Annotated in this window: 22 protein-coding genes and 1 pseudogene; 9 read left to right on the plus strand and 14 right to left on the minus strand. The window is 72.3% G+C overall.

Annotated elements, in window-relative coordinates:
* Window positions 1-26: 26 nt before the first annotated feature.
* From IE255_RS30260 to IE255_RS30280, 5 genes and pseudogenes are all read right to left on the minus strand, one after another.
* On the minus strand, window positions 27-1,874 hold the full coding sequence (locus IE255_RS30260; RefSeq protein WP_190053577.1) for an acetyl/propionyl/methylcrotonyl-CoA carboxylase subunit alpha: 1,848 nt from the start codon (window positions 1,872-1,874) through the stop codon (window positions 27-29).
* Between the two features lie 10 nt (window positions 1,875-1,884).
* Window positions 1,885-3,483, minus strand: a complete 1,599-nt coding sequence (locus IE255_RS30265; protein ID WP_190053578.1) for an acyl-CoA carboxylase subunit beta — start codon at window positions 3,481-3,483, stop codon at window positions 1,885-1,887.
* Window positions 3,480-5,150, minus strand: coding sequence for an acyclic terpene utilization AtuA family protein (locus IE255_RS30270; protein WP_190053579.1), 1,671 nt, complete (start codon window positions 5,148-5,150; stop codon window positions 3,480-3,482). The genes IE255_RS30265 and IE255_RS30270 overlap by 4 nt, the downstream gene beginning before the upstream one ends.
* Before the next feature lie 31 nt (window positions 5,151-5,181).
* A pseudogene (locus IE255_RS30275) lies at window positions 5,182-5,976 on the minus strand (TIGR03084 family metal-binding protein).
* A gap of 207 nt (window positions 5,977-6,183) precedes the next feature.
* Window positions 6,184-6,780: a TetR/AcrR family transcriptional regulator gene (locus tag IE255_RS30280; protein WP_190053580.1), complete on the minus strand. Its 597-nt coding sequence runs from the start codon at window positions 6,778-6,780 to the stop codon at window positions 6,184-6,186.
* A gap of 101 nt (window positions 6,781-6,881) precedes the next feature.
* Here IE255_RS30280 and IE255_RS30285 point away from each other — a divergent pair, with 101 nt between their 5' ends.
* On the plus strand, window positions 6,882-7,754 hold the full coding sequence (locus tag IE255_RS30285) for an NAD(P)-dependent oxidoreductase (protein ID WP_190053581.1): 873 nt from the start codon (window positions 6,882-6,884) through the stop codon (window positions 7,752-7,754).
* 82 nt (window positions 7,755-7,836) lie between these two features.
* Here IE255_RS30285 and serC read toward each other — a convergent pair whose 3' ends face one another.
* Entirely contained in the window at window positions 7,837-8,955 is a 1,119-nt protein-coding gene (serC, locus tag IE255_RS30290) for a phosphoserine transaminase (RefSeq protein ID WP_190053582.1), read from the minus strand.
* 133 nt (window positions 8,956-9,088) lie between these two features.
* On the opposite strand from serC, the gene IE255_RS30295 reads away from it, so the two are divergent.
* The 3 genes from IE255_RS30295 (at window position 9,089) to IE255_RS30305 (ending at window position 14,424) form a co-directional block, all read left to right on the plus strand.
* Complete coding sequence (locus tag IE255_RS30295) at window positions 9,089-11,995, plus strand: FAD-binding and (Fe-S)-binding domain-containing protein (RefSeq protein WP_229906649.1); 2,907 nt, start codon at window positions 9,089-9,091, stop codon at window positions 11,993-11,995.
* Between the two features lie 173 nt (window positions 11,996-12,168).
* Complete coding sequence (locus tag IE255_RS30300; RefSeq protein ID WP_190053583.1) at window positions 12,169-13,305, plus strand: lipid II:glycine glycyltransferase FemX; 1,137 nt, start codon at window positions 12,169-12,171, stop codon at window positions 13,303-13,305.
* Window positions 13,306-13,467: 162 nt separating this feature from the next.
* Window positions 13,468-14,424 carry an EamA family transporter gene (locus tag IE255_RS30305; protein ID WP_190053584.1) on the plus strand — a complete coding sequence of 319 codons (957 nt, stop codon included), beginning with the start codon at window positions 13,468-13,470 and terminating at the stop codon, window positions 14,422-14,424.
* Here the strand turns inward: IE255_RS30305 and IE255_RS30310 are convergent.
* The 4 genes from IE255_RS30310 to IE255_RS30325 form a co-directional block, all read right to left on the minus strand.
* Entirely contained in the window at window positions 14,421-15,092 is a 672-nt protein-coding gene (locus IE255_RS30310; RefSeq protein WP_190053585.1) for a formylglycine-generating enzyme family protein, read from the minus strand. The two genes, IE255_RS30305 and IE255_RS30310, sit on opposite strands and share 4 nt — an antisense overlap.
* Window positions 15,093-15,153: 61 nt before the next feature.
* Window positions 15,154-16,674 carry a cellulase family glycosylhydrolase gene (locus IE255_RS30315; protein WP_190053586.1) on the minus strand — a complete coding sequence of 507 codons (1,521 nt, stop codon included), beginning with the start codon at window positions 16,672-16,674 and terminating at the stop codon, window positions 15,154-15,156.
* 132 nt (window positions 16,675-16,806) lie between these two features.
* The gene (locus IE255_RS30320) at window positions 16,807-17,628 is read right to left on the minus strand and encodes an ABC transporter permease (protein ID WP_190053587.1); all 822 of its coding nucleotides are present in this window, start codon (window positions 17,626-17,628) and stop codon (window positions 16,807-16,809) included.
* The gene (locus IE255_RS30325; protein WP_190053588.1) at window positions 17,625-18,584 is read right to left on the minus strand and encodes an ATP-binding cassette domain-containing protein; all 960 of its coding nucleotides are present in this window, start codon (window positions 18,582-18,584) and stop codon (window positions 17,625-17,627) included. The genes IE255_RS30320 and IE255_RS30325 overlap by 4 nt, the downstream gene beginning before the upstream one ends.
* A 107-nt stretch (window positions 18,585-18,691) precedes the next feature.
* Between IE255_RS30325 and IE255_RS30330 the strand changes: the two genes are divergently transcribed.
* Window positions 18,692-19,495 (plus strand): TetR/AcrR family transcriptional regulator, encoded by an 804-nt coding sequence (locus tag IE255_RS30330; RefSeq protein WP_190053589.1) that lies wholly within the window; start codon window positions 18,692-18,694, stop codon window positions 19,493-19,495.
* Here IE255_RS30330 and IE255_RS30335 read toward each other — a convergent pair.
* Window positions 19,492-20,472, minus strand: coding sequence for a WD40 repeat domain-containing protein (locus tag IE255_RS30335; protein WP_190053590.1), 981 nt, complete (start codon window positions 20,470-20,472; stop codon window positions 19,492-19,494). The two genes, IE255_RS30330 and IE255_RS30335, sit on opposite strands and share 4 nt — an antisense overlap.
* 171 nt (window positions 20,473-20,643) lie before the next feature.
* On the minus strand, window positions 20,644-21,459 hold the full coding sequence (locus tag IE255_RS30340) for a class I SAM-dependent methyltransferase (RefSeq protein WP_190053591.1): 816 nt from the start codon (window positions 21,457-21,459) through the stop codon (window positions 20,644-20,646).
* A 246-nt stretch (window positions 21,460-21,705) separates the two neighbouring features.
* Between IE255_RS30340 and IE255_RS30345 the strand changes: the two genes are divergently transcribed.
* Window positions 21,706-22,380, plus strand: a complete 675-nt coding sequence (locus tag IE255_RS30345) for a GDSL-type esterase/lipase family protein (RefSeq protein ID WP_190053592.1) — start codon at window positions 21,706-21,708, stop codon at window positions 22,378-22,380.
* Here IE255_RS30345 and IE255_RS30350 read toward each other — a convergent pair.
* Window positions 22,368-23,117 (minus strand): aminoglycoside adenylyltransferase family protein, encoded by a 750-nt coding sequence (locus IE255_RS30350; RefSeq protein WP_190053593.1) that lies wholly within the window; start codon window positions 23,115-23,117, stop codon window positions 22,368-22,370. The genes IE255_RS30345 and IE255_RS30350 overlap by 13 nt on opposite strands.
* Window positions 23,118-23,207: 90 nt before the next feature.
* Between IE255_RS30350 and IE255_RS30355 the strand changes: the two genes are divergently transcribed.
* Together IE255_RS30355 and IE255_RS30360 are read left to right on the plus strand one after the other, a co-directional pair.
* Window positions 23,208-23,792 (plus strand): Uma2 family endonuclease, encoded by a 585-nt coding sequence (locus IE255_RS30355; protein ID WP_190053594.1) that lies wholly within the window; start codon window positions 23,208-23,210, stop codon window positions 23,790-23,792.
* Between the two features lie 66 nt (window positions 23,793-23,858).
* Window positions 23,859-24,851 (plus strand): aldo/keto reductase, encoded by a 993-nt coding sequence (locus IE255_RS30360; protein ID WP_190053595.1) that lies wholly within the window; start codon window positions 23,859-23,861, stop codon window positions 24,849-24,851.
* A gap of 186 nt (window positions 24,852-25,037) precedes the next feature.
* On the opposite strand, the gene thpR is transcribed toward IE255_RS30360, so the two are convergent.
* Window positions 25,038-25,610, minus strand: a complete 573-nt coding sequence (thpR, locus tag IE255_RS30365) for an RNA 2',3'-cyclic phosphodiesterase (RefSeq protein WP_190053596.1) — start codon at window positions 25,608-25,610, stop codon at window positions 25,038-25,040.
* 51 nt (window positions 25,611-25,661) lie between these two features.
* Here thpR and IE255_RS30370 point away from each other — a divergent pair, with 51 nt between their 5' ends.
* A complete protein-coding gene (locus tag IE255_RS30370) occupies window positions 25,662-25,940 on the plus strand; it encodes a Uma2 family endonuclease (RefSeq protein ID WP_308280869.1) in 279 nt (92 codons plus the stop codon).
* Window positions 25,941-25,953 lie beyond the last annotated feature (13 nt).

Genomic DNA, 25,953 nt, shown 5'->3' on the forward strand with positions numbered 1-25,953 from the left:
GCTGGTCGCGCAGTTCCCCGCGCCCCTTAGGTTTCCGACACGACCGCCAGCAATATGCCCGGCTCCACTTGTTGTCCGGGTACGACCGGCAACGCCGTCAGCGTTCCTGTGGCCGGGGCCGTGATCTTGTGCTGCATCTTCATCGCCTCCAGCCAGAGGAGGGGCTCGCCTGCCTTGACGGGCGTTCCTACGGTGAGTCCTTCGGCCACGCGGACGACCGTGCCGGGCATGGGGGCCAGGAGGGAGCCGGGGGCGTGTTGCGTGGTGGGGTCGGGGAAGCGGGGCAGGGCCGTCAGGGCGGTGGCGTTGACGTACACCTGGTCGCCGTAGCGGGAGACCTCGAACCGGTGCTGGACGCCGTCCACTTCGAGGATCACGAGACGCGCGTCGGCGTGCACCACCCGCGCCCCGTCCGCCTCCAGGCCCTGCCTCGTGTGCCGGTAGCGGGCCTCGTGTTGTTCGCCCGCCATCAGGTAGCGCTTGGTCTGCGGCTGTGAGGGGACGTTGCGCCAGCCGCCGAAGCCCGGGCGGGAGCGGCCGTGGGCGTCGGCGAGGGCGGCGGCCAGGGGGGCGTGCGGGTCGGGGGACGGCTCGGTCAGGTCCGGCAGGTGGCGGTCGTAGAAGCCGGTGTCCATGCGGGCCGCGGTGAACTCCGGGTGGCGCAGGGAGCGGACGAGGAGATCGCGGTTGGTGAGGGGGCCGTGGATCGCGGCCCGTTCCAGGGCGGCGGCGAGCTTGCGCAGGGCCTCCGGGCGGGTGGGGGCGTGGGCCACGACCTTGGCGATCATCGGGTCGTAGTGGACGCCGATGGTGTCGCCGTCCGTGTAGCCGGTGTCCAGGCGGACCGAGCCGGGCACCGTCAGGCGGTGCAGGGTGCCGGTCTGCGGGGACCAGTCGCGGGCGGGGTCCTCGGCGTACAGGCGGGCCTCGACGGCGTGGCCACGCGCGCGTGGCGGGTCGGGTTCGAGGGCGTGGCCCTCGGCGATGCGGATCTGCTCCGCCACCAGGTCGAGGCCGAAGACGGCTTCCGTGACGGGGTGTTCGACCTGGAGGCGGGTGTTCATCTCCAGGAAGTGCGCCCGGCCGTCGGCGACGAGGAACTCGACCGTGCCGGCGCCGACGTAGTCGACGGCCCGGGCGGCTCGTACGGCCAGGGCCCGCACCTCGGCGTCGAGTTGCCCGGGCAGGCCCGGGGCGGGGGCCTCCTCGACGACCTTCTGGTGGCGGCGCTGCAGGGAGCAGTCGCGGGTGCCGAGCGGCCACACCGTGCCGTGCGTGTCGGCGAGGATCTGCACCTCGACGTGGCGGCCGTTCTCGACGTACGGCTCGACGAAGACCTCGCCGTCGCCGAAGGCGCTCGCCGCTTCGGCGCGGGCGGCGGCCAGTTCGGCGTCCAGGTCGGCGAGGCGGCGTACGACGCGCATGCCGCGGCCGCCGCCGCCCGCGGCCGCCTTCACCAGCACGGGCAGGTCGGCCTCGGTGACCTCGGTGAGCGGCCGGATGCCCATGAGCTGCTTGGCGCGGGTCTTGGACGCCATGGCCTCGATGGCCTCCGGGGGCGGGCCGATCCACCGCAGGCCGGCGTCCTGGACGGCCCGGGCGAAGTCGGCGTTCTCGGAGAGGAAGCCGTAGCCGGGGTGCACGGCGTCCGCGCCGGCCGCGACGGCCGCCTTCACGATCAGGTCGCCGCGCAGGTAGGTGTCGGCGGGCGCCTCCCCCGGAAGTCGTACGCTCGCGTCGGCCACGCGCGCGTGGAGGGCGTCCTGGTCGGCGTTGGAGTGGACGGCGATCGTGCGGATGCCCAGCTCGCGGCAGGTGCGGAAGACGCGGCAGGCGATCTCGCCCCGGTTGGCGACGAGCACAGAAGTGATCACTGCAGGTTCCTCACATCCGGAAGACGCCGAAGCCGCCGCGCGCGCCCTCGTAGGGGGCGGTGTGGATCGCGGACAGGCACAGGCCGAGGACGGTGCGGGTGTCGCGCGGGTCGATGACGCCGTCGTCGTAGAGCCGCCCGGACAGGAACATCGGCAGCGACTCGGACTCGATCTGCTGCTCGACCATGGCGCGCAGCGCGGCGTCGGCCTCCTCGTCGTACGGCTGTCCCTTGGCCGCCGCCGACTGCCGGGCGACGATCGACAGCACGCCCGCGAGCTGCTGCGGGCCCATGACGGCCGACTTGGCGCTGGGCCAGGCGAAGAGGAAGCGGGGGTCGTAGGCGCGGCCGCACATGCCGTAGTGGCCGGCGCCGTAGGAGGCGCCCATGAGGACGGAGAGGTGGGGGACTTTCGAGTTGCTGACGGCGTTGATCATCATCGCGCCGTGCTTGATGATGCCGCCCTGCTCGTACTCCTTGCCGACCATGTAGCCGGTGGTGTTGTGCAGGAAGAGCAGCGGGATGTCGCGCTGGTTGGCGAGCTGGATGAACTGGGCGGCCTTCTGGGACTCCTCGCTGAAGAGGACCCCTCGGGCATTGGCCAGGATGCCGACGGGGTAGCCGTGCAGGGTCGCCCAGCCGGTGGCCAGGCTCGTCCCGTACAGCGGCTTGAACTCGTCGAAGTCGGAGGCGTCGACGATCCGGGCGATGACCTCGCGCGGGTCGAAGGGGCTCTTCAGGTTGCCGGGGACGATGCCGAGGAGGTCGTCGGCGGAGTACTCGGGCGGCTCGGCCGGTCCGGGATCGCCGTAGGCCTTGCGGTGGTTGAGGCGGGCGACCACGCGGCGGGCCTGCCGGAGCGCGTCGTGCTCGTCGACGGCGAAGTGGTCGGCGAGGCCCGACACGCGCGCGTGCATCTCGGCGCCGCCCAGGGACTCGTCGTCGCTCTCCTCCCCGGTCGCCATCTTCACCAGCGGCGGACCGCCGAGGAACACCTTCGCCCGCTCCTTGACCATGATCACGTGGTCGGACATGCCGGGGACGTAGGCGCCACCGGCGGTGGAGTTGCCGAAGACGACGGCGAGGGTCGGGATCCCGGCGGCGGACAGCCGGGTGAGGTCCCGGAAGATGGCGCCGCCGGGGATGAAGATCTCCTTCTGGGACGGCAGGTCGGCGCCCCCGGACTCCACCAGGCTGATGCAGGGCAGCCGGTTGGCCAGGGCGATGTCGTTCGCGCGCAGGGCCTTCTTCAGTGACCAGGGGTTGCTCGCTCCCCCGCGCACGGTCGGGTCGTTGGCCGTGATCAGGCACTCGACGCCCTCGACGACACCGATGCCGGTGACGAGGGAGGCGCCGACGGTGTGGTCGCTGCCCCAGGCGGCCAGCGGGGACAGCTCCAGGAAGGGCGTGTCGGGGTCGAGGAGCAGCTCGATCCGCTCGCGGGCGAGGAGCTTGCCGCGCCTGCGGTGCCGTTCGACGTACTTCTCGCCGCCGCCCGCAAGGGCCTTGGCATGCTCGGCGTCGAGTTCGGCGAGCCTGGCGAGCATCGCCTCGCGGTTGGCCCGGTACTCGGGACTGTCGAGGTCGAGCGCCGAGGTCAGGACGGTCACAGCAGGGCCTCCGGTATCTCCAGGTGGCGGGAGCGCAGCCATTCGCCGAGGGCCTTGGCCTGCGGGTCGAAGCGGTGCCGGTCGGCGACGCCGGCGCCGAGGATGCCCTCGACGACGAAGTTGAGGGCGCGGAGGTTGGGCAGCGCGTGCCGTACGACGGTCAGCTCGCCGCTCTCGGGGATCAGCTGCCGGAACCGGTCGACGGTCAGCTCGTGCGCGAGCCAGCGCCAGGCGGCGTCCGAGCGGGCCCAGACGCCGACGTTGGCGTTGCCGCCCTTGTCACCGCTGCGGGCTCCGGCGACCAGCCCGAGCGGGGCGCTCCTGCGGGGCCCGGGCGGCAGCGGCTCGGGCAGCGGCGGCTCCGGCACCGGGTCGAGTACGGCGGTGTCCTGGGGCGGGGGCACGGAGACCCGACGTCCGTCATGGAGGACAGCCACATGGTCGACGGCACCATGGGGGACGTACACATCCTCGAAGACCCCATAGGGCGCGCCCTTCCCCGGTGGCGCCAGCACATGGAAGCCGGGGTAGCTGGCCAGCGCGAGCTCCACCGCGGCCCCGCTCAGCGCCCGTCCGACGGTCTCCCGGTCGGGGTCCCGTACGACGAGCCGCAGCAGCGCGCTCGCCGTCTCCTCGGTGCCGGCGTCGCGCCGGTCGGTACGGACCAGTTCCCAGCGGACGTCGGCGACCTTGCCGAGGGCGGGTTCCATCTGCTCCCGCACCAGGGCGGCCTTGGCCTCGATGTCGAGGCCGGTGAGCACGAACACGACCTCGTTGCGGAAGCCGCCGAGCTTGTTGAGCCCGACCTTGAGGGTGGGCGGGGGTGCCTCGCCGCGCACGCCCTCGACACGGACGCGGTCGGGGCCGTCCTGGGTGAGCCGTACGGTGTCCAGCCGGGCGGTGACGTCCGGCCCCGCGTACCGGGCGCCGGCCGTCTCGTACAGCAGCTGGGCCGTGACCGTGCCGACGTCGACGAAGCCGCCGGTGCCGGGGTGCTTGGTGATGACGCAGCCGCCGTCCTCGTGGAGCTCGGCGAGCGGGAAGCCGGGGCGGCGGACGTCGCCCTCCCGGAAGAAGGCGTAGTTGCCGCCGGTGGCCTGCGCCCCGCACTCCAGGACGTGCCCGGCGACGACGGCACCCGCGAGCCGGTCGTGGTCCGCCGGTGTCCATCCGAAGTGGGCGGCGGCGGGCCCGGTGACCAGGGCCGCGTCCGTCACCCGCCCGGTGACCACGACGTCGGCGCCCGCCCGCAGACAGGCCGCGATGCCGAAGCCGCCGAGGTAGGCGTGGGCGGCGAGGCTCCCGGGGTGCGCGGCGGTGAGGTCGTCGCCCTCGACATGGGCGACGCGTACGGGGATGCCGAGCCGGTCGGCCAACTGCCGTACGGCGTCGGCGAGTCCGGCCGGGTTGAGCCCGCCCGCGTTGGTGACGATCTTGACGCCCCGCTCGTGGGCGAGCCCGAGGCAGTCCTCCAGCTGCCGCAGGAAGGTCCGGGCGTATCCGGCTGCGGGGTCCTTCAGCCGGTCCCGGCCGAGGATGAGCATGGTCAGCTCGGCGAGGTAGTCGCCGGTGAGGACGTCGAGTTCGCCGCCGGTGAGCATCTCGCGCAGGGCGTCGAAGCGGTCGCCGTAGAAGCCGGAGGCGTTGCCTATGCGCAGGACCGTCACAAGGCGGCCTCCCCACCGGTGCGCGACGCCGTCACGAGGTGGCCCCCTTCGGCGGGCGTCCGCCGCCCGGTGGTCCCGCGAAGGCCTGCGCGATGTCCAGCCAGCGGTCGGCGTCACCGCCGTCGGCGCGCAGGGCGAGGTCGGCGCGGTGGGCACGCTGGGTGACCAGGAGGCAGAAGTCGAGGGCGGGTCCGGTGACGCGCTGCGGCGCGTCGTCGGGGCCGTAGGTTTACAGGTCGCCGGAGGGCGCGCGGAGTTCGACACGGAAGGGGTCGGCGGGCGGATTCAGTCCGTGCACACCGTAGGCGAAGTCCCGGGTCCGCACCCCGAGCCAGGCCACATGCCGCAGCCGGTCGGTGGGGGTGCGCACCACACCCAGGGCGTCGGCCACATCCTGCCCATGGGCCCAGGTCTCCATCAGACGGGCCGTCGCCATGGAGGCGGCCGACATGGGCGGGCCGTACCAGGGGAAGCGCGCCTTGGGCGGTGCGGCCCGCAGGGCTTCCTCCAGTGCCGCACGGCCCGCGCGCCACCGTGCGAGCAGTTCGTCGGGCGGGAGCCCCGCGTCCTCCTCGGCGCCCTCGTCGACGAACGAGCCCGGCGCGGCGAGCGCCTTCTCGACCAGGGCGCGGAAGCCGTCGGCGTCCGTGACGGCGAGCAGGGCCGAGCGGTCCGTCCAGGCGAGGTGGGCGATCTGGTGGGCCACGGTCCAGCCGGGCGCGGGCGTCGCGAGCGCCCAGCGCGGTGTGCTCGACCCGGCCACGAGGCGGTCGAGTTCCTCGCTCTCCTCGCGCAGGTCGTCGATCACGGACGTCGGATCGGACACGGGCGCTCCCCTCGGGGCACGGCGGTGTGCGGGGTGGTGGGGGGTGGTGCGGCGTGCTGAGGAGCATGACAGCGGGGCCAGAAACAATCAAGCGTGCTTGCATGAAATTAGCACCGGCTGAGGGTGCATTACGGGATCGCGGTACGCGGGACCCTGGTGCGCCGAGGACCGGCCACCAGAGGGCGCCCGATCACCAGGGGCGCCCGATCACCGATACGACGCGACCAGCCTGGCCAGATGCCGCCCCGCCACCTCCAGCGGTGTCCCGCTGCGGGCGACCTGGGCCGCCAGCTCGGCGCCCTCCAGGGTGGCGATCACCGTGTGGGCCAGCTCGTCGGCGTCGGTCTCGGAGAACCCGGCGGCGACCAGCTTCCCGGCGACCACGCCCCGCCAGCGCGTGAACGCCTCGGCCGCCGCCTGCTGGATGCCGGGGGCGCTGGTCGCCGTGCCCACGACCATGGAGGTGACCGGGCAACCGTCGAGCCAGTCGGAGTCGCGCAGACCCTGGGCGAGGGAGGCGGTGAGAGCGAGCAGGGCCTTCTCGGGTTCCGGCTCCGCGTCGAGCGTCTCGCGCAGCAGTTCGGTGAACTCCTCGTCGCCGAGTCGTACGGCGGCCGTGCCGAGCTCCTGCTTGCCGCCCGGGAAGAAGTGGTAGAGGGAGCCGAGCGTCGCCCCGGCCTCGCGGGAGATCTGCTTGATGCCGGTGCCCTCGTAGCCCTGGCGCTGCATCAGGCGGGACGCCGTACGGACGATCCGCTCGCGGGTGCCGGCGGTGTCGAGGTCGTGCGGGGCCTTGGTCTTCACCCCGCCACTCTACCGAGCTAGAACGATCGCTCTAGCCGCTGTGCTAGGTTCCTCACTGGATAGAGCGTTCGCTCTAGTCCCAGTATCTGAGGGGGATCTCCATGAGTACTTCCGTGACCGTCATCGGGCTCGGGCCCATGGGCCGGGCCATGGGCGGTGCCTACCTGGACGCCGGCTACCGGGTCACCGTGTGGAACCGCACCGCGAGCCGCGCCGACGAGTTGGTGGCCAGGGGCGCGGTGCGTGCCGCCACCGTCGAGGAGGCGCTGGCGGCGAACGAGGTGGTCGTGCTGAGCCTGACCGGCTATGCCGCGATGTACGCCGTCCTGGAACCCGCCGCCGCGGCACTGGAGGGCCGCGTCCTGGTCAACCTCAGCTCGGACACCCCGGAGAACACCCGCGCGGGGGCGGTCTGGGCGGCGCGGCACGGGGCACGCCATCTCACCGGCGGGGTCCAGACACCGCCGTCCGGCATCGGCTCGCCGGAGTTCGACACCTTCTACAGCGGCCCGCGCGACCTCTTCGAGCGGTACGAGGACGTTCTGAAGGTCCTCACGGGCACCGACTACCGGGGCGAGGACCCGGGTCTGGCCGCGCTCTACTACCAGCTCCAGATGGACCTCTTCTGGACCACCCTGACCGCCTGGCTGCACATGCTGGCGCTGGCGGACGCGAACGGCATCAAGCCCTCCGAGATCACGCCGTACGCGGCCGGGACGCTGGGCGGGATGGGCCAGTTCCTCGACTTCTACACGCCGCGGATCGAGGCGGGGCGGCACTCCGGTGACGTCGAGCGGATCTCGATGGCCGTGGCGAGCCTGGACCACGTCGTGCACACGACGCGCGACTCGGGCGTGGACCCGGCGCTGCCCGCCGCGGTGCTGGAGACGTTCCGGCGCGGGGCGGCGGAGGGCTACGAAGAGGACAGCCTGACGCGGCTGGTCGAGGTGTTCGGCGGGGGCGCGGCCGCCTGAGACGGCGGGGACGCGGCCGCCTGAGTACGAGCGAGGGCGCCCCGCACACGCGGGGCGCCCTCGGTCACGTACGCGAGAAGGGTCAGAGCTTCTCGATCACGTAGTCGACGCACTTGGTGAGCGCCTCGATGTCCGCCGGGTCGATCGCCGGGAACATCGCGACGCGCAGCTGGTTGCGGCCGAGCTTGCGGTAGGGCTCGGTGTCGACGATGCCGTTGGCGCGCAGGACCTTGGCGACGGCGGCGGCGTCGACCTCGTCCGTGAAGTCGATCGTGCCGATGACCTGCGAGCGCTTGGCCGGGTCGGTGACGAACGGGTTGGCGTACTTGCTGTCCTCGGCCCAGCCGTACAGGGTGCGCGCGGAGGTGGCCGTGCGGCGGACCGACCAGTCCAGGCCGCCCTGGCCGTTGAGCCACTCCAGCTGCTGGTTCAGCAGGAAGAGCGTGGCGAGGGCCGGGGTGTTGTACGTCTGGTTCTTGCGGGAGTTGTCGATCGCCGTCGGGAGCGAGAAGAACTCCGGGATGTGACGGCCGGAGGCGTGGATCCGCTCGGCGCGCTCGATCGCGGCCGGGGAGAACACGCCGATCCACAGGCCGCCGTCGGAGGCGAAGGACTTCTGCGGGGCGAAGTAGTAGACGTCGGTCTCGCTGATGTCGACGGGCAGGCCGCCGGCGCCCGAGGTGGCGTCCACGAGCACCAGGGCGCCCTCGTCGGCACCGGCCACGCGCTTGATCGGCATGGCGACACCGGTGGAGGTCTCGTTGTGGGTGAGGGCGTAGACGTCCACGCCCGCCTCGGCGACCGCCTCCGGGTGCGTGCCCGGGTCGGCGGAGATGACGTCCGGGTCGGCCAGCCACGGGGCGAGCTTGGCAGCCTTGGCGAACTTCGAGGAGAACTCGCCGAAGCTGAGGTGCTGCGACCTGTTCTCGATCAGGCCGTGGGTCGCGATGTCCCAGAACGCGGTGGAGCCGCCGTTGCCGAGGATCACCTCGTAGCCGTCGGGGAGCTGGAACAGCTCGCTGATGCCCTCGCGGACCTGGCCGACCAGGTTCTTGACGGGTGCCTGGCGGTGGGAGGTGCCCATGAGGGAGGTGCCGGTGGCGGCGAGGGCGTCCAGCGCCTCCGTCCGCACCTTGGAGGGACCCGCGCCGAAACGTCCGTCCGCGGGCTTGATGTCAGAGGGAATCTGGATCTCAGCCACGGAGGGGAGCGTAGCCGTTCACGGAAACGCGGGCGAAACGTCGTCCGTCGGGTGAGACGCGATAGGGACGGTGGTGGGCCGGGCCGACGGCCGCGGGGTCGTTACTGTCAGTGGTCGCGTGCATGCTGGAGGCATGACGGATCTTCAGCACGGCCGGGACCTGACGGCCCTCGAGGGCGAGTTGCGCGCGGCCGTCCGCGGTGACGTGGGGTTCGGTGTCATGGACCGCGCGCTGGTCACCATGGACGCGTCCAACTACCGGCGGGTCCCGCACGGGGTCGTCGCCCCGGTGGACGCCGACGACGTGGCCGCCGTGCTGGCCGTCTGCCGGGAACACGGCGTGCCCGTGGTCGCCCGCGGCGGGGGCACGTCCATCGCGGGGCAGGCCACCGGCGCCGGTGTCGTGCTGGACTTCACCCGGTACATGAACCGGCTGGTCGCCCTGGATCCCGGGGCGCGGACGGCCGTCGTGCAGCCGGGGCTGGTGCTCGACCGGCTCCAGGAGGCCGCCGCCCCGCACGGGCTGCGGTTCGGGCCCGACCCCTCCACCCACAGCCGGTGCACGCTCGGCGGCATGATCGGCAACAACGCGTGCGGCGCGCACTCGGTGGCGTGGGGGACGACCGCGGACAGTGTGCGCGAGCTGGACGTCGTCACCGCGCGCGGGGAGCGGCTGCGGCCCGGGCAGGGCTGGGCCGGGGCGCCGGACGGGCTGCGAGCACTGGTGGAGGGCGAGCTGGCCCGGCTGCGCACGGGCTTCCCGGAGCTGCCCCGCCGTATCTCCGGGTACGCGCTGGACGCCCTGCTGCCCGAGCGGGGCGCCGACGTGGCCCGGTCCTTCTGCGGTTCCGAGGGCACGCTCGGCGTGCTGACGGAGGCGGTGGTACGGCTGGTCGAGGCGCCACGCGCGCGTGCCCTGGCGGTGCTGGCGTACGCCGACGAGAGCGCGGCGGCGGAGGCCGCTGCCGGGCTGCTGCCGCTCGGCCCGTTGACGGTGGAGGGCATGGCGGCGGACCTGGTGCCCTCGGCGGCCGCGCTGCCGCGGGGCGGCGCCTGGCTGTTCGTGGAGACCGGCGGGGAGTCGGCCGGGGAGGCACGCGCGCGTGCGGAGGCGATCGTGCGGACGGCCGACGTCGTGGAATCCCTGATCGTCACGGACCCGGCAGGGCAGCGCGCGCTGTGGCGGATCCGGGAGGACGCGGCCGGTACGGCGACGCGCATGCCCGACGGGAGAGAGGCGTGGCCGGGGTGGGAGGACTGCGCGGTGCCGCCCGCCCGGCTCGGGGCGTATCTGCGGGACTTCCGGGCGCTGCTCGGCGCGCACGGGCTGCGCGGCACACCGTACGGGCACTTCGGGGAGGGCTGCGTCCACGTCCGGATCGACTTCGACCTGCTGACCGAGGCCGGTGTCGCCCGTTTCCGCCGCTTCTCGGAGGAGCTCGCCGAGCTGGTGGTGGCGCACGGCGGGTCGCTGTCCGGGGAGCACGGGGACGGGCAGGCGCGGGCGGAGCTGCTGCCCAGGATGTACGGCGCGGAGCTGGTGGGCCTGTTCGAGCGGGTGAAGGGCGTGTGGGACCCGGACGACCTGCTCAACCCCGGGATGCTCGTGCGCCCCGCGCCCCTGGACACCGGCCTCCGCTTCTCCGTCCTGCCGCGCGAGCCCGTCGACGTGGCCTTCGGCTATCCCTCCGACGGCGGTGACTTCTCGGCGGCGGTGCGGCGCTGCGTGGGCGTCGCCAAGTGCCGTACGGCGTCGGTGTCCGGCTCCGCCGTCATGTGCCCGTCCTTCCGGGCGACCGGCGCGGAGGAGCACTCCACGCGCGGGCGTGCCCGGCTGCTGCACGAGATGCTCGCCGGTGAGGTGGTGACCGACGGCTGGCGCTCGGCCGAGGTGCGGGACGCGCTGGATCTGTGCCTGTCCTGCAAGGGCTGCCGCTCGGACTGCCCGGTCGGGGTCGACATGGCCACGTACAAGGCGGAGTTCCTGCACCACCATTACGCCGGGCGGCGCCGGCCCGCCGCGCACTACGCGATGGGGTGGCTGCCGGTGTGGCTCCGGGCGGTGGCGCGTACGCGCACGGCGCCCCTGGTCAACGCCCTCGCTCGCGTCCGGCCGTTCGCCTGGGCGGCGAAGCGGCTGGGCGGGATCGCGCCAGAGCGGGAGATTCCACGGCTGGCGGCACGGACGTTCAGCCGGTGGTGGGAGCGACGGCGCGCACACCGGGCCACCGCGGACGGCGACCTGGTGATCCTCTGGCCGGACACCTTCACCGAGCACCTTTCGCCCTCGGTGGGGCGGGCGGCCGTACGGGTGCTGGAGGCGGCCGGGCTGCGGGTGGCGCTCCCGCCGACCGTGCGTCTGGAGAAACCCCCGGTGGGCGACGGCAGGACGGTCGCCCTCGACCCGCTGTCCCTGCTCCGGGGCCGGGGCCGGGTCTGCTGCGGTCTGACGTACGTGTCGACGGGCCAGCTCGACCGCGCCCGCGCGGTCCTGCGCCGCACGCTCGACCTCATGGAACCGGTCCTGGACACCGACGCCCCGGTCGTGGTCCTGGAGCCGAGCTGTGCCGCGGCCCTGCGCACGGACGTCCCCGAGCTGCTGCACGACGACCCGCGCGCGGCCCGCCTGGCCGCGAAGGTCCTCACCTTCGCGGAGACCCTGGAGCGCCACGCCCCGGGCTGGACGCCGCCCCGCCTGGACCGCCCGGTGGCCGGCCAGACCCACTGCCACCAGCACGCGGTCCTCGGCGACGCGCCCGACCGCCGCCTGCGCGCGGCCGCAGGCCTCACCGGCGAACTGAGCGGCGGCTGCTGCGGCCTCGCGGGCAACTTCGGCTTCGAGAAGGGCCACTACGAGGTGTCCACGGCGTGCGCGGAGGAACAGCTCCTGCCGTCCGTACGAAACGCCCCGGACGGGACGGTCGTCCTGGCGGACGGCTTCTCCTGCCGCACGCAGCTGGGGCAGCTGGCGGGGGTGCGGGGGAGGCATCTGGCGGAGGTGCTGGCGGAGGGGCTGGAGGGGGCGGGGGATGAGAGATGACGCGGCCACGGGCGTGGCCGTTCTCCGGGCCGGCGAGGCCGGACCCGCTTGAGGCGTTCGGGCCACGCGGCGGGCGGACCCGAGTGTCTGAGCCGGGGAAGGGCCGGGGCCGCTCCTAGGCTCACGGGACCAGCCACTGCCCGTCGAGGGCCGCTGCTCGAAGGAGCCCGCGCATGAGCGTCCGCGTCCAGCCCATCACCCGCGACGAGCACCTGGCGTTCGTCTCGGCCCGCCCCTCCGCCAGCCACACGCAGGTCCCGTCCTGGGGCGAGGTGAAGCCCGACTGGCGGGCGGAGAGCCTGGGCTGGTTCGACCAGGGCGGGCAGCTCGTCGGCGCGGGACTGGTCCTGCTGCGCCCGCTGCCCGGCCCGCGACTGCCGGGACTGCGTCGGTACCTCGCTTACCTGCCCGAGGGCCCGCTGATCGACTGGCACGAGCCGGGCCTGGAGCGCCTGCTGGAGCCGATGGTCGCGCACCTGGGGCGGCAGGGCGCCTTCGCGGTGCGGATGGGCCCGCCCGTGGTGGTGCGCCGCTGGAGCGCCGAGGCGGTCAAGGCGGCGATCGCGGACCCGGCCGCCCGGCGGCTGCGGGACGTGCGGGCGACCTCGTACGAACCGCGCGCCGGCCAGGTCGCGGACAGCCTGCGCCGGATGGGCTGGCGGCAGACCGAGGCCGGCGGCGAGGGCGGCTTCGCCGCGGGCCAGCCCCGGTACGTCTTCCAGGTGCCGTTCGCCGGACGCTCGCTGGACGACATCCACAACGGCCTGAACCAGCAGTGGCGGCGCAACATCAAGAAGGCGGAGAACGCCGGCGTGAAGGTCGTGCGCGGCGGCTTCGAGGACCTGCCGGCCTTCCACGAGCTGTACACCGAGACCGCCGAGCGGGACCGTTTCGTCCCGCGCCCGCTGCCGTACTTCCAGCGCATGTGGAGCGCGCTCACGGCCGAACACCCGGACCGGATGCGGCTCTACCTCGCCTACCACGACGGCGAGGTGCTCGCCGCCGCCACCATGCTGACCGTCGGCGACCACGTCTGGTACTCCTACGGCGCCTCCACCAGCCGCCGGCGCGAGGTGCAGCCGAGCAGCGCCGTGCAGTGGCGCATGATGAGCGACGCCCACGAGCTCGGCGCCGCCGTCTACGACCTGCGCGGCATCACCGACACCCTGGAGGAGTCCAGCCACCTGCTGGGCCTGCTCCGCTTCAAGGTGGGCACCGGCGGCGAGGCCGTCGAGTACCTCGGCGAATGGGACTTCCCGCTCAACCGGCTGCTCTACAAGGCGCTGAACCTGTACCTCGCGCGCCGCTGAGGAGCCCGCATCGCGAGACAGTGGCATAAACGGTTTACGCGCCTGACCCAGTCCATTACTCTGGACTCGGCAGTACACCTTGATGCACATGCGCGTGCAAGACGGTGTACGCACCCAGCAGCCTCAAAGCCGAGCCGCGCCGAGCCGAGTACAGGACCGCCCGTGACCACCCCTGACAGCGCCACCTCACCCCAGCCCGCGACCACCGCCGCCGCCCCCGCCCCGGCGACCGGTCCGGGTCGGCTCGGCTCCCTCGGGCCCCTGGGCCTGGTGCTCGCGGGCGGGATCTCGGTGCAGTTCGGCGGCGCGCTGGCGGTGACGCTGATGCCGCGGGCCGGTGCCCTCGGGGTGGTGGCGCTGCGGCTGCTCGTGGCGGCGGTCGTCCTGCTGCTGGTCTGCCGCCCGCGGCTGCGCGGCCACTCGCGCACCGACTGGGGCACGGTCGTCGTCTTCGGCATCACCATGGCCGCGATGAACGGCCTCTTCTACCAGGCCGTCGCCCGTATCCCGCTGGGCCCCGCGGTGACCCTGGAGGTCCTCGGCCCGCTCGCCCTCTCGGTCCTGGCGTCCCGCCGCGCGATCAACGTCGTGTGGGCGGCACTGGCCCTCGCCGGCGTCTTCCTCCTCGGCGGCGGAGACTTCAGCGGTCTCGACCCCGTAGGAGCGGCCTTCGCCCTGGGCGCGGGCGCCATGTGGGCCGCCTACATCATCTTCAGCGCCCGCACGGGCCGCCGCTTCCCGCAGGCGGACGGGCTGGCCCTGGCGATGGCGGTGGGCGCGGTGCTCTTCCTGCCCCTGGGCATCGCCGAGTCGGGCGCGAAGCTGGCCGACCCGGTGACGCTGGGCCTCGGCGCGGCGGTGGCGCTGCTCTCCTCGGTCCTGCCCTACACCCTCGAACTCCTCGCCCTGCGCCGCATGCCCGCCTCCACCTTCGCGATCCTGATGAGCCTGGAGCCGGCCATCGCCGCGACGGCCGGCTTCCTCCTCCTCGACCAGACCCTCACCACCCCGCAGGCCGCGGCGATCGCCCTGGTCATCGCGGCGAGCATGGGCGCGGTGCGGACCCAGGTGGGCCGGGGGAGGACGAAGGGGCTGGAGGGGGCGGGGCTGGAGGGCTAGGGCGTGTTGCGCGCCACGCGGAACCCCACATCGTCGATCCGGAACGTCGGATGGCTCCGGCGCCGTACCGAAGCGCGGCAGCTCCAGTGCTCGTCGGACCAGCCGCCGCCGCGCAGCACCCGGTAGCTGCCGTAGACCTCGGGGTCGTAGAGGTCCCAGCACCAGTCCCAGGCGTTGCCCAGCATGTCGTACACGCCCCAGGCGTTGGGCTGCTTGGCGCCCACGGGGTGGATCCTGTCGTCCGAGTTGGCGCGGTACCAGGCGATCTCGTCGAGGGGGCCGTAGCGCGGGCCCGTGCCGCCGGCGCGGCAGGCGTGCTCCCACTCGGCCTCCGTCGGCAGCCGGTATCCGTCGGCGGAGGTGTCCCAGTCGGGCGTCTCGCTGTCGCTCCGCAGGTGATACGCGGGGGCCAGGCCCGCTCGACGGGACAGGGCGTTGCAGAAGCGGACCGCGTCCCACCAGGACACGCCCTCCACCGGCAGCCGGTCGCCGCCGGCCGTGCTCGGCCGCTCGCCGGTGACCTCGGCGTACCACTCCTGGGTGACCGGGAACGCCGAGAGGCGGAACGGCGTGACCTCGACCGGCCAGCTGCGCTGCGTCCGCCGGTCCGACAGCGTCACCCGGCCGGCCGGGACGGCGATCATCTGGTTCTGCGAGTCCCCACCCATGATCGGCCACCCTACGGGTGGGGGCGCCCGGAGCACACCGGGCGCCCCTGTCACGCCGGCGTCACGTCGCCGTGCAGCTCACACCCGGCGCACCCCCGCCCCCGGGCGCACCCCCGAATCCGAAGCTCGCCGAACCACCCACCGGCACGCTCCCGTTGTGCGCGGCGTTCACCGCCGTGACGCTCGCGCCGCTCTGCGTGTACGACGCGTTCCACATGCTCGTGACCTTCTGGGAGCCGCTCCACGTCCACGTCACCTTCCAGGACGTCAGCGGAGCGGTGCCCGTGTTGGTCACCTTCACCTCGGCGTTGAAGCCGCCGCCCCAGTCGCTGCTGACGGTGTAGGCGGCGCTGCACGCGGCCGCGCCGCCGCCGGGGCCGCCAGGCCCGCCCGGGTCGGTGCCGGGGTCGCCGGTCGCGAACGCCGGGGCCTTGATGGGCGCGAGGTAGGCGTCCTTGGCCGTGTCGACGGTCTGCCAGTCGTCCTTGAGGATGCCGCCGGTGTCACCGGAGTTGGGGTTCCAGGACCAGAACGTCCAGTGGAAGCTGTCGGCGCCGTACGCCGAGGTCGAGCGCAGGTACTTCACCAGCTCGGCCAGCCACTTCCGGTCCACCGCCGGCTGGAGCGTCGTACCGAACTCACCGAGCCACACCGGCGCGATGTTCTGCTTGAAGACGTAACCCCAGTACTTGTCCCAGATGCCCGGCATGTTGGCGGGGAAGGACGGGTCCGAGAACCAGGGCTGCTGGGCCACCGACGTGGCGTAGTCGTGGGCCGAGTACACCAGCCGGTTCGCCACGTCCAGCCGGACCGGGTGCTGGGCCACGCCCATGAGGTTGCCGCCCCACCAGCCGTTCACGCCGTTGTACGACTGCACGCCCTCGACCATGATCAGCAGCTCGGGGTTGACCGAGAGCACCGCGTTGCCCGCGCGCTGGGCGGCCAGGCGCCAGTCGCGGGAGGTGTCGCCGCAGCCCCAGCAGGCGGGGTCGTGGGGCTCGTTGTGCAGGTCGATGCCGACCACGGTGGAGTTGCCCTTGTAACGGGACGCCAGCGCCTTGAGGTTGGTGATCCACGTCGACTCGGGGACCGCGTTCGTGTACCAGAGGGCCGACTGGCCCGCCGCGTCCGGGCGGTGCCGGTCAAGGACGATCTTGAGGCCGGACTGACCGGCGTACGCCACGATCCTGTCGAGCACCTGGAGCGAGGTCAGGCCCCGCAGGTCGGTGTTCTTGCCGTCGTAGCTGATGCTGTCGGGCATCATGCCGGGCTTGAGGATGTCGTCGCTGTAGGGCATCCGGATGGTGTTGTAGCCCAGCGACTTCATCTGGTCGATCATGCTCTTGTAGTCGCGGGCCCACAGGCCGTGGACGACGTGGTTGGCGGTCTCGAAGCCGAACCAGTTGACGCCTGCGATACGGACCGGCTGCCCGGCCGCGTCCAGGATCTGGCGGCCGCTGGTGTGCCAGTAGCCGGCACCGGCGGCCTTCGCGTCCACGTCGGCGTGTGCCGACTGCACACCCGCCAGCGGTAACAGGAGTGCCGCGGCAACACACAGCGCTCTGCGCAGAGTGCGGAACATGTGGCTGCTTCCTCTCGGGGGAGGCGCGGCGTCCGGAACGAATGGGAGCGCTCCCATAAACGCCGCGCACCTCCCAGAGAACTGACGCACCATGAGCACGTCAAGACTCCGGGAGGTGCGCGACTCCGCGTACTACCGGCTGAGCTTCTGGAACCGCCGTACCGCGAGCGGCAGGAAGACCGCCGTCAGGATCACCGGCCACACCCCGGCCATCAGCAGCGCGTGCTGCTCCACCCAGGAGTCGCCGCCCCCGACCGGCGTGCCGAACAGCTCGCGGGTCGCCGCCGCCGTGGAGGAGATCGGGTTCCAGGCCGCCACCCAGCCCAGCCAGTCGGGCATGAGCTGCGGCGCGACGAAGATGCTGGAGATCATCGTGAAGGGGAAGGCGACCGCGAACAGGCCGCCCGCCGCCTCCGGGTTGGGCACGATCAGGCCGAGCCACACACCGATCCAGATCAGCGAGAAGCGCAGCCACAGCAGCAGCCCGAACGCGCCGAGGAAGCCCAGGCCGCCGTCCGGTCGCCAGCCCATGGCGAGCGCGGTGAGCATCATGATCGCCAACTCGGCGCAGGCGACGATCAGGTCGGTGACCCCGCGCCCCGCCACGACCGCGGAGGACGCCATCGGCATGGAGCGGAAGCGGTCGATGACGCCCTTGGTGGAGTCGTAGACCACGAGCGTCGCGGTGTTGATGAAGCCGAACGCCATGGTCATCGCGAACATGCCCGGCATCAGGAAGTCCTTGTAGTCCCCGCCGCCCGGCACCTTCATCGCGCTGCCGAAGACATAGCCGTAGAGCAGCACGGACAGGATCGGGAAGCCGAGCTGCCAGGCGATGTTGACGGGCTGGCGCCGGTAGTGGGTCAGGCCGCGGCGGACGATGTTCCAGCAGTCGGCGAGCAGCCAGTACGCCCCGCTCCGCGTGCCCGGCGTGCCCAGGTCGACGGCGCTCATGCGGCGGCCTCCTTCTCGGTCCGGTGTCCGGTCAGGCGCAGGAACACGTCGTCGAGGCTCGGCCTGCGCAGCCCGATGTCCTTGACGCGGACGCCCTCGTCCTGGAGGGTCCGCGCCACCTCAGTGAGCGCCGTGACCCGGTCGGTGACCGGGGCGTGCACCCGCAACTCGGTGTCGTCCTCCTCGGGTTCGCGGTCCGCGACCCGGGCGACGACCTTCACCACCTGCGGGATCTCGGACCGCTCGGCGACCACGACCTCGATGCGGTCGCCGCCGACCAGGTTCTTCAGCCCGTCCGGGGTGTCGTCGGCGATGGCCCGCCCCTGGTCGATGACGGTGATGTGCGAGGCGAGCTTGTCGGCCTCCTCCAGGTACTGCGTGGTCAGCAGCACGGTCGTGCCGCCCGCCACCAACGCCCGGACGGACTCCCAGACTTCACCCCGGCTGCGCGGGTCGAGGCCCGTGGTCGGCTCGTCGAGGAAGAGGACGGCCGGGGCGAGGATCATGGACGCCGCCAGGTCCAGGCGGCGCCGCATGCCGCCGCTGTACTTGCCGACGCCCCGGTCGGCGGCGTCGGTCAGGTCGAACTGCTCCAGCAGCTCGGCCGCCCGGAGCTTCGCGCGCCTGCCGCCCAGGTGGAACAGGCGGCCGAACATCTCCAGGTTCTGCCGGCCGGTGAGCACCTCGTCCACCGCCGCGTACTGGCCGGTGAGCCCGATCCGGGCCCGCACCCCGCGCGGCTGCCGGGCCACGTCGAGACCGGCGACCGTCGCCCTGCCCCCGTCCAGCCGGATCAGCGTCGACAGGACGCGCACCGCCGTGGTCTTGCCCGCGCCGTTCGGCCCGAGCAGGCCGTGCACCGTGCCCTCGCGCACCGCCAGGTCGAAGCCGTCGAGGGCGCGTTTCTCGCCGTACCTCTTCTCCAGCGCCTCGGCCCGCACCGCGTATCCGTCCATGCCGCCCTCCCTGTGTCCGTGCTCTCCCGGCACCGAACTGAGTACAGCGTACCCTATTACGCGTACGCCGTACCCAGTTTTTTGCGCGGGGACTTAAGCTGGGCACCATGACGAGCGGCACGAGTGGCACGGGCGGTACGGAGACCAGCGGCAGCGGCGATATCGCCCGCACCCTCGAACTGCTGTGGGACACCGGCCGGCGGCCCAGCCGGGGTCCCAAGCCGACCCTGACCCTGGACCGGATCGTGGAAGCCGCCGTCCAGGTGGCGGACGCCGAGGGCCTCGAGGGGTTCTCCATGCGCCGCGTCGCGGCCGAACTCGGCACCGGCACCATGTCGCTGTACCGGTACGTCCCCGGCAAGGGCGAACTGCTCGACCTCATGCTGGACCGGGTCCAGCGCCCCTCCGGCGACCCGGCCGCCCTCGGCGACGGCGGCTGGCGCGCGGCCCTGGAGGCACTGGGCCGCGAGACCCTCGCCCTCTACCGCCGCCACCCCTGGCTGCTCCAGGTCAACCAGTCCCGCCCGATCCTCGGCCCGAGCGCCCTCGACGGCATGGAGAAGGTCCTCACCCGGATCCGCCCGATGGGGCTGACCGACCCCGAACTGATCTCGGCGATCATCATGATCGACGGATACGTCGTCGGGGCCGCGCGCACGCAGCTGTACGAGCAGGAGGCGGAGCGCCGCACGGGCCTGACGGACGCCGAGTTCTGGCAGGCGCAGGTGCCGGTCCTGGAGAAGGTCCTGGCCTCGGGCCGCTACCCGGTCATGGCGTCACTCTCCGAGGACGCCTTCGGATCCGACTTCGACCACTTCGAGTTCGGCCTCCAGCGGATCCTGGACGGCCTGGAGGTCCTGGTGGCGCGGCGCCGGGCCTCGGAACCGGATACCTCGGAAGGGCGACCCTAGTCCCGCCGCCTCAGCCGCCGCAGGCCGAACAGGACGACCAGGGCGGCGGCAGCGGCGATGGCGCCGGTCTTGAGGTTGCCGGTCAGCCCGTCGCCGCCGGTGCCGCCGTCCGAGGCGGCCGAACCGCCGTTGCCGGAGGGCGAGTCGGAGCCGTCGGCCCCGGGGGCGTCCTGCGGCTCGACGGGACTGTCGGCACCCTCGGCGCCGTACATGAGCTTCATCCCGTCGGCGGTGTAGGTGACGGACTCGCCCTGCCCCAGGAACGGCACGCCGAGCCGCTCCTTCCGCTTGATCTCGCCGCCGTTCCAGTCGTACGCGATCGCGCCGAAATAGCTGCGTACGACGAGGTGTTCGCCATCCGGGGAGAGCGTGGCGTCGGTCGCCTCCAGGTCGGGGACGGCGGCGACGGGCCGGAAGACGTTCGTCCCGGACGGGGAGAGGTCGGCCGGGCCCTCGTAGAGATGCCCGCCCTTCTCGTTCTTGTCGACGATGTAGACCCGGCCGGTCTTCGGGTGCACGACGAGCGACTCGGCGTCCCGCGCGCCGTCGGAGTACTTCACGACGTACTGCGTGGCCCGGATCGTCTGGTCGCGCAGCTCCTTCGGCTCCGGCAGCCGGTAGATCCAGACGTGCGGCCAGGTGCCGCCGAGGTTGTCGCCGATGTCGCCGACGTAGATCTGGTTGCCGGGCCCGATGGAGATGGCCTCGACGTCACGTGGGCTGCCCACGCCGGTCATGGTGACCGTCGCGACCGTCTCGCCCGTCGCGCTGTCGACGGCGTACAGGTACGCCCCGTCGTCGCTGTCGTTGTGCGTCCAGTAGATGCCGGGGTGCTGCCGCGAGGCCGCCAGGCCGCTGGACTCGGTGATGCGCGGATCCTTGATCGTGAACTCCTCGTCCCCGTCGGCGGCTGAGGCGGGCACGGCGAGGACGCCCACGAGAAGGGCCGCGGCGAGAAAGACGGAGGGTCTGCGCATGCCCCCAAGCCTGCCATCCCGCTCCGCGGTTCATGGGGTGCTGTTCGGGGACGGCTGCTCTCTACAGTCGGTGACGGCTGCTCTCTACAGACGGTATACAGATCCGCCATCGGGCGGCGGGGGCTTTGGCTCCGCTCTTGGCTGCCACATGGCCTGGGCAGTGAGGGCGCATCACGCCGGTCGGCGTCCGATCGCCAGCAGGTGGGAGCTCGCTGCCAGCAGCTCGGGGTAGGGCTCGGCCATGCGCGCTGCGGTCAGTGCCGACTCGAAGAGGGCCGAGTCGCGGAAGTCGCCGCCGGTGTTGCGCTCGGCTGCCGCAAGCATCGACCAGGCAGGGCCCTCGATGCCGAAGACCTCGGCTCCCTCGAACCCGGCCGCGGCGACCTCGTTGCGCAGTTGCTCGCCGCTGTGGAAATAGGCAGCGGTGAACGCCTTCTTCCCGTCGTGGATTTGGCTGCGCAGGATGCCGCCGATGCTCACCTGTACCGCCTCTTTGTGGAGGTGGGCGAAGGCGGCGTGTTCGAACAGGGACGAGTATCGGTTGATGCCCGCGGCCGCCAGGAGGCCGCCTGGCTTGAGTACGCGGTACGCCTCGGCGAGGGCTCGGTCGCGGTCGGCGCGTTCGATGAGGTGGTAGAGGGGGCCGAGCAGGAGCACGACGTCGTATGAGGCGTCCTCGCCGGTGAGCCGGCGGGCGTCCCCGAGCTCCACGGTGGCGCCCGTGTCCTTGGCCTGCTCGATGTGGCGTGGGATCGGGTCGACGAGGTGCACGGTGTAGTCGTCCTTCACGAGCCAGCGGGCGTGGGCGCCGGGGCCTCCGCCGACATCGAGGACCCGGGCTGGTGGCTGGGGGAGGTGTCGGCGCAGCAACTCCTGCGTGCGTACCATCTCCAGGCGTCCATCGGCAGTGGTGGTCAGCCTGTCCGCCTCGTCGATGGTCTCGCTGTAGAACCGCGTGATCTCCGGCGCTAGCTCAGGGCGCGTCATGCAAGCATTCTGGTGGCCCCCGGGTTCCGCCGAGTGCGAGGGCGGCCCGGCCCCCTGCCGCGACTACTGTGGCCCCAAGAAGTAGACGCCCGGCCCTTGTTACGCACCTGACTTGCTCTGTCACGTGACTTGCTCTGTCACGGACGGCTCTTGAGGCAGTTCCACGGCCGAGGCCGATCATGGCGCGTGGCCCGACTCACACCCCTCCGCACCCCGCCGGAGGCCGTGATCGTCCATGATGAGCGGATGCTCAGGTTCATGCCCGTCGGTGACTCCATGACGATCGGGAGCGCGGGCGACCACACATGGCGCTACCGGCTGTGGCAGCACCTGTGCCGTTCCTACGGCGGCACCTTCACCCTCGTCGGCCCCCGCGAGACGCTCTACGACAAGCTCGCCGAGGCCCCGACGTCGTACGCCTACGCCGAACCGGACTTCCCGCGCGCCCACCTGGCCGGCTGGGGCGAGGGCTGGCTGCACATGGCGCCGCTGATCGGCGAGGCGGTGCGCTCCTGCCGGGCGGACGTCCTCCTGGTCTCTCTCGGTCTCATCGACCTGGGCTTCTACACGAACGCGGAGCAGACCGCCGAGAACGTCCGGGCCTTCGCCGCCGAGGCACGGGCCGCGAACCGGCGGGTGCGGATGGTGTGGCTGCCGGTCACCCCGAACGTGCGGGCCGAGACGGACGCGGCCTTCGCCACCGAGGTCGCCCGCTTCAACGAACTGCTGGCCAAGACGGCCGCGGACCTCGACGAGCCCGGCTCCCCCGTCCTCCTCGCCTCGCCCCCGCCGTCGTACGACGTCGACACCGACACCTACGACGGCACCCACCCCGGCACGAGCGGCGAGCACAAGATCGCGGCGGCCTTCGCGGAGGCGATGTACCAGGGCTGGGACCTCGGCGAGCCCTACGAGGCGTGACTCTCGGTGATCATCCGGGTCAGGAACTCCGCACAGGGCCGGGGCGCCAGGTCGTCCCAGCGCTCCGTCTCCTCCCCCAGGTAGACGGCGCGGGCGCGGGCGAGGACGGGCCGGTGCTCGGCGGGGAGCCGGTCGAGCGCCCACGCGGCTGCCGCGTCCTTCGAGCGGATGGTCCCGGTGGTGAGGGTGGTCCAGATCCGGGCGAGGGTGAGCAGCACGTTGCGGGTGTCGGTGTCCAGCTCGTCCATGAGTTCCGGCACGCCGGCGACGATGGCGCGCCTGAGGTCGTCGTGCGGCACGGGGTCGAGGAGCTCGGCGGGCGGCGGCCCGTGGAGCGGGGCGTCGGCGCGCAGGACCATCGTGAGGAGAGGCGCGAGGTCGGGGCTGGGCTCCGGGCCCGGGATCACTCCGCGCTCGTAGTCCTCGCGCAGCCAGTCGCCGTAGAGGAAGTCGCAGGTGGGCGGGTAACGCCAGGGCCGTACGTCGTCCTGCACGACGACGATCAGCTCCACGTACCGCCGCCCGTCCACGCCGGACACCTTGAGCAACTCCTCTACCAGGGCCCGGCGTTGGCCCTGTGTCGTGCGGTCCCGTACGACGGCCAGGACGTCGATGTCGCTGTGCGGTCGTAGGCCGCCGAGGGTGGCGGAGCCGTGGAGGTAGATGCCGAGGACGGAGTCGCCGAGGGTGGTGCGGAGCAGCTGGACGAGGTGGTCGGTGGTGGGATGGTCTGGCATATGCGCTCTTTCCCGTGTCCTGGTCACCGTGCGTATCGTTGTACTGCGCGGCTGCCCACGTCCATGGGGTGGCCGGGGAGGAGCGCCACGATGACCGTCCTTGAAGACAGGATCGAGATGGCCGAGGCAGACGACGAGCTGACTTTGGACGAGCTGTTCGAGTCGCTCGAGCGGACCACCCCCGAGGGTTACAAGGTCGAGATCGTCGAGGGGGCCATCTTCATGTCGCCGCAGCGGGACACGCACTGGGAGATCATCCTGGACATTGTCGAGCAACTGCGCACCAAGTACCCGCGCAAGCGCGTGAAATCGGACGTCCGCGTCGACTACCCGGGGCACCTCAACGGCTTCGCCTCCGACGTGACCCTGGTGGCCGAGGGGGCCGAGAAGAACGAGAAGGGCCTCTGGCGCTGCCAGGACATCGAGTTCGTGGCCGAGGTGATCTCGAAGGGCACGGCGCACAACGACTACGGCCCCAAGAAGACCGCCTACGCCCTCGCCGAAGTCCCCGTCTACCTCATCGCCGACCCGTACCAGGGCAAGTGCCACCTGTACACCCAGCCCAAGGACGGCGACTACCTCACGGAGACGACGGTCGTCTTCGGCGGGGGCGTCGATCTCAACGTCACGGACATCGGCCTCACCCTCAAGACCGACGAGTTCCCCCGCGACTGACTTCCGGGCCCCCGAGGTCAACACGTGCTTGCTTGGAGCGCACTTCAACACGTTGGCTTGGGCAGCATGGAGTACACGCAGCTCGGACGCACGGGACTCAAGGTCAGCCGGCTCGTCCTCGGCACCATGAACTTCGGCCCGCAGACCGACGAGGCCGACAGCCACGCCATCATGGACGCGGCGCTGGACGCGGGCATCAACTTCTTCGACACCGCCAACGTCTACGGCTGGGGCGAGAACAAGGGCCGTACCGAGAGCATCATCGGCACCTGGTTCGCCAAGGGCGAGGGCCGGCGCGACAAGGTCGTCCTCGCCACGAAGGTGTACGGCAACATGGGCGCCGACGGCCCGGCCTGGCCCAACCACGACAAGCTCTCCGCCGTCAACATCCGCCGGGCCGTGGACGCCAGCCTCAAGCGGCTCCGGACCGACTACATCGACGTCTACCAGTTCCACCACATCGACCGGGCCACCCCGTTCGAGGAGATCTGGCAGGCGATCGACGTCCTCGTGCAGCAGGGCAAGATCCTGTACGTCGGGTCGTCGAACTTCCCCGGCTACAAGATCGCCCAGGCCAACGAGATCGCCGCCCGGCGCGGCGGGACCATCGGGCTGGTCAGCGAGCAGTGCCTGTACAACCTCGCCGAGCGGCGCGCCGAGATGGAGGTCATCCCGGCCGCGCGGGAGTACGGCCTCGGCGTCATCCCCTGGTCCCCGCTGCACGGCGGTCTGCTGGGCGGTGTCCTCAAGAAGGAGGTCGAGGGCGGCCGCCGCACCTCGGGCCGGGCGGCCGACGCCCTCGCCGACCCCGCCACCCGCGCGCGGATCCAGTCCTACGAGGACCTGCTCGACAAGCACGGCGTCGAACCCGGCGAGGCCGCACTGGCCTGGCTGCTCACCCGCCCCGGCGTGACCGGCCCGATCGTCGGCCCGCGCACGGCCGAACAGCTCGCCTCCGCCGTGCGAGCGTCCGAGCTGGAGCTGTCCGAGGAACTCCTGACCGGCCTCGACGAGATCTTCCCGGGCCCGGGGCCGAGCCCGGAGGCCTTCGCCTGGTAAAACGCCTGTTCTTCAGGGGCGCGGGGAACTGCGCGACCGGCCCCCCACCGGCCCGCAGCCGAACAGCGACGGGCAGTCCCCGCCCCCTCACCTCCCCAGCACAGAAGCCAGGGCGACAACGAGGAACATCAGCACAAGCACACCGGCCATGATCCGGTTCCGGGTTTTCGGGTCCACGCTCCGAGCCTAACCGGCACTCCCGAGCGCCCAGCGCCCGACCGCCTCGTACCGGGGCTGCTCCCCCGGAACCCCCGACGTCGGCAGATTGCTCCGCACCAGCGCCAGCTCGTCCACCGTCCAGGTCCGGCTGACGAACGCGTTCAGCGCGTCGAGGCAGGCCCGCACATCGCGTGCCTCCCGGCTCCGGGCCACGGTCACATGGGCCTTGTACCGCCGGTGCTCCCCCATCGCCACCCCCGCCTTCCGCGCCGCCGCCTCCGCCCGCTCGGCCAGCAGCCGCAGGGTCGCCAGGTCGCCTTCGGCCCCGGCCCACAACGCCTTCCCGTGCCCGAACTGGCCTCCACCCCGCACGGCCAGCGAGAACGGCTCGGTACGGTGCGCGGCCCGCGCCAGCCGGGCCGACAGCTCCGGCACGAGGTCGTCGTCGACCTCCCCGTAGAACGCGAGGGTGAAGTGCCACCCGGCCCGCCCGGTCCACCGCATCCCGTCCGCGCCGGGCAGCCCGCGCAGCTCGTCGACCACGGCACCGAGTTCACGACGCACCTCGTCGGGGGGCAGCACGGCGGCGAAGAGTCTCATGCGTCCAGTCTGCCGCCCCCGTCCCGCGGGACCGGGCGTGTCCCGGTCACCGTGCGAGACTCACTTCGAAATCACCTTCGACATCCTGGAAGAGGTACGCGCGAGGACACCGCCGCGAACGACTACGGCCCCAAGAAGGCGGCCTATGCCCAGGCGGGAGTCCCGGTGTACCTCGTCGCCGACCCGTATGAGGGCACGTGCCACGTCTACACGCAGCCCCACAAAGGTGACTACGCGACCGTGACGAAGGTGCCCTTCGGTGACGAGGTCGACCTGACCGGCACCGTGGTCGGCCTCGTCCTCAAGGCCGACGAGTTCCCCCGCGACTGACCCCGCCGAGCCC

The sequence above is a fragment of the Streptomyces lomondensis genome, from assembly GCF_014651035.1.
Lineage (GTDB): Bacteria > Actinomycetota > Actinomycetes > Streptomycetales > Streptomycetaceae > Streptomyces > Streptomyces lomondensis.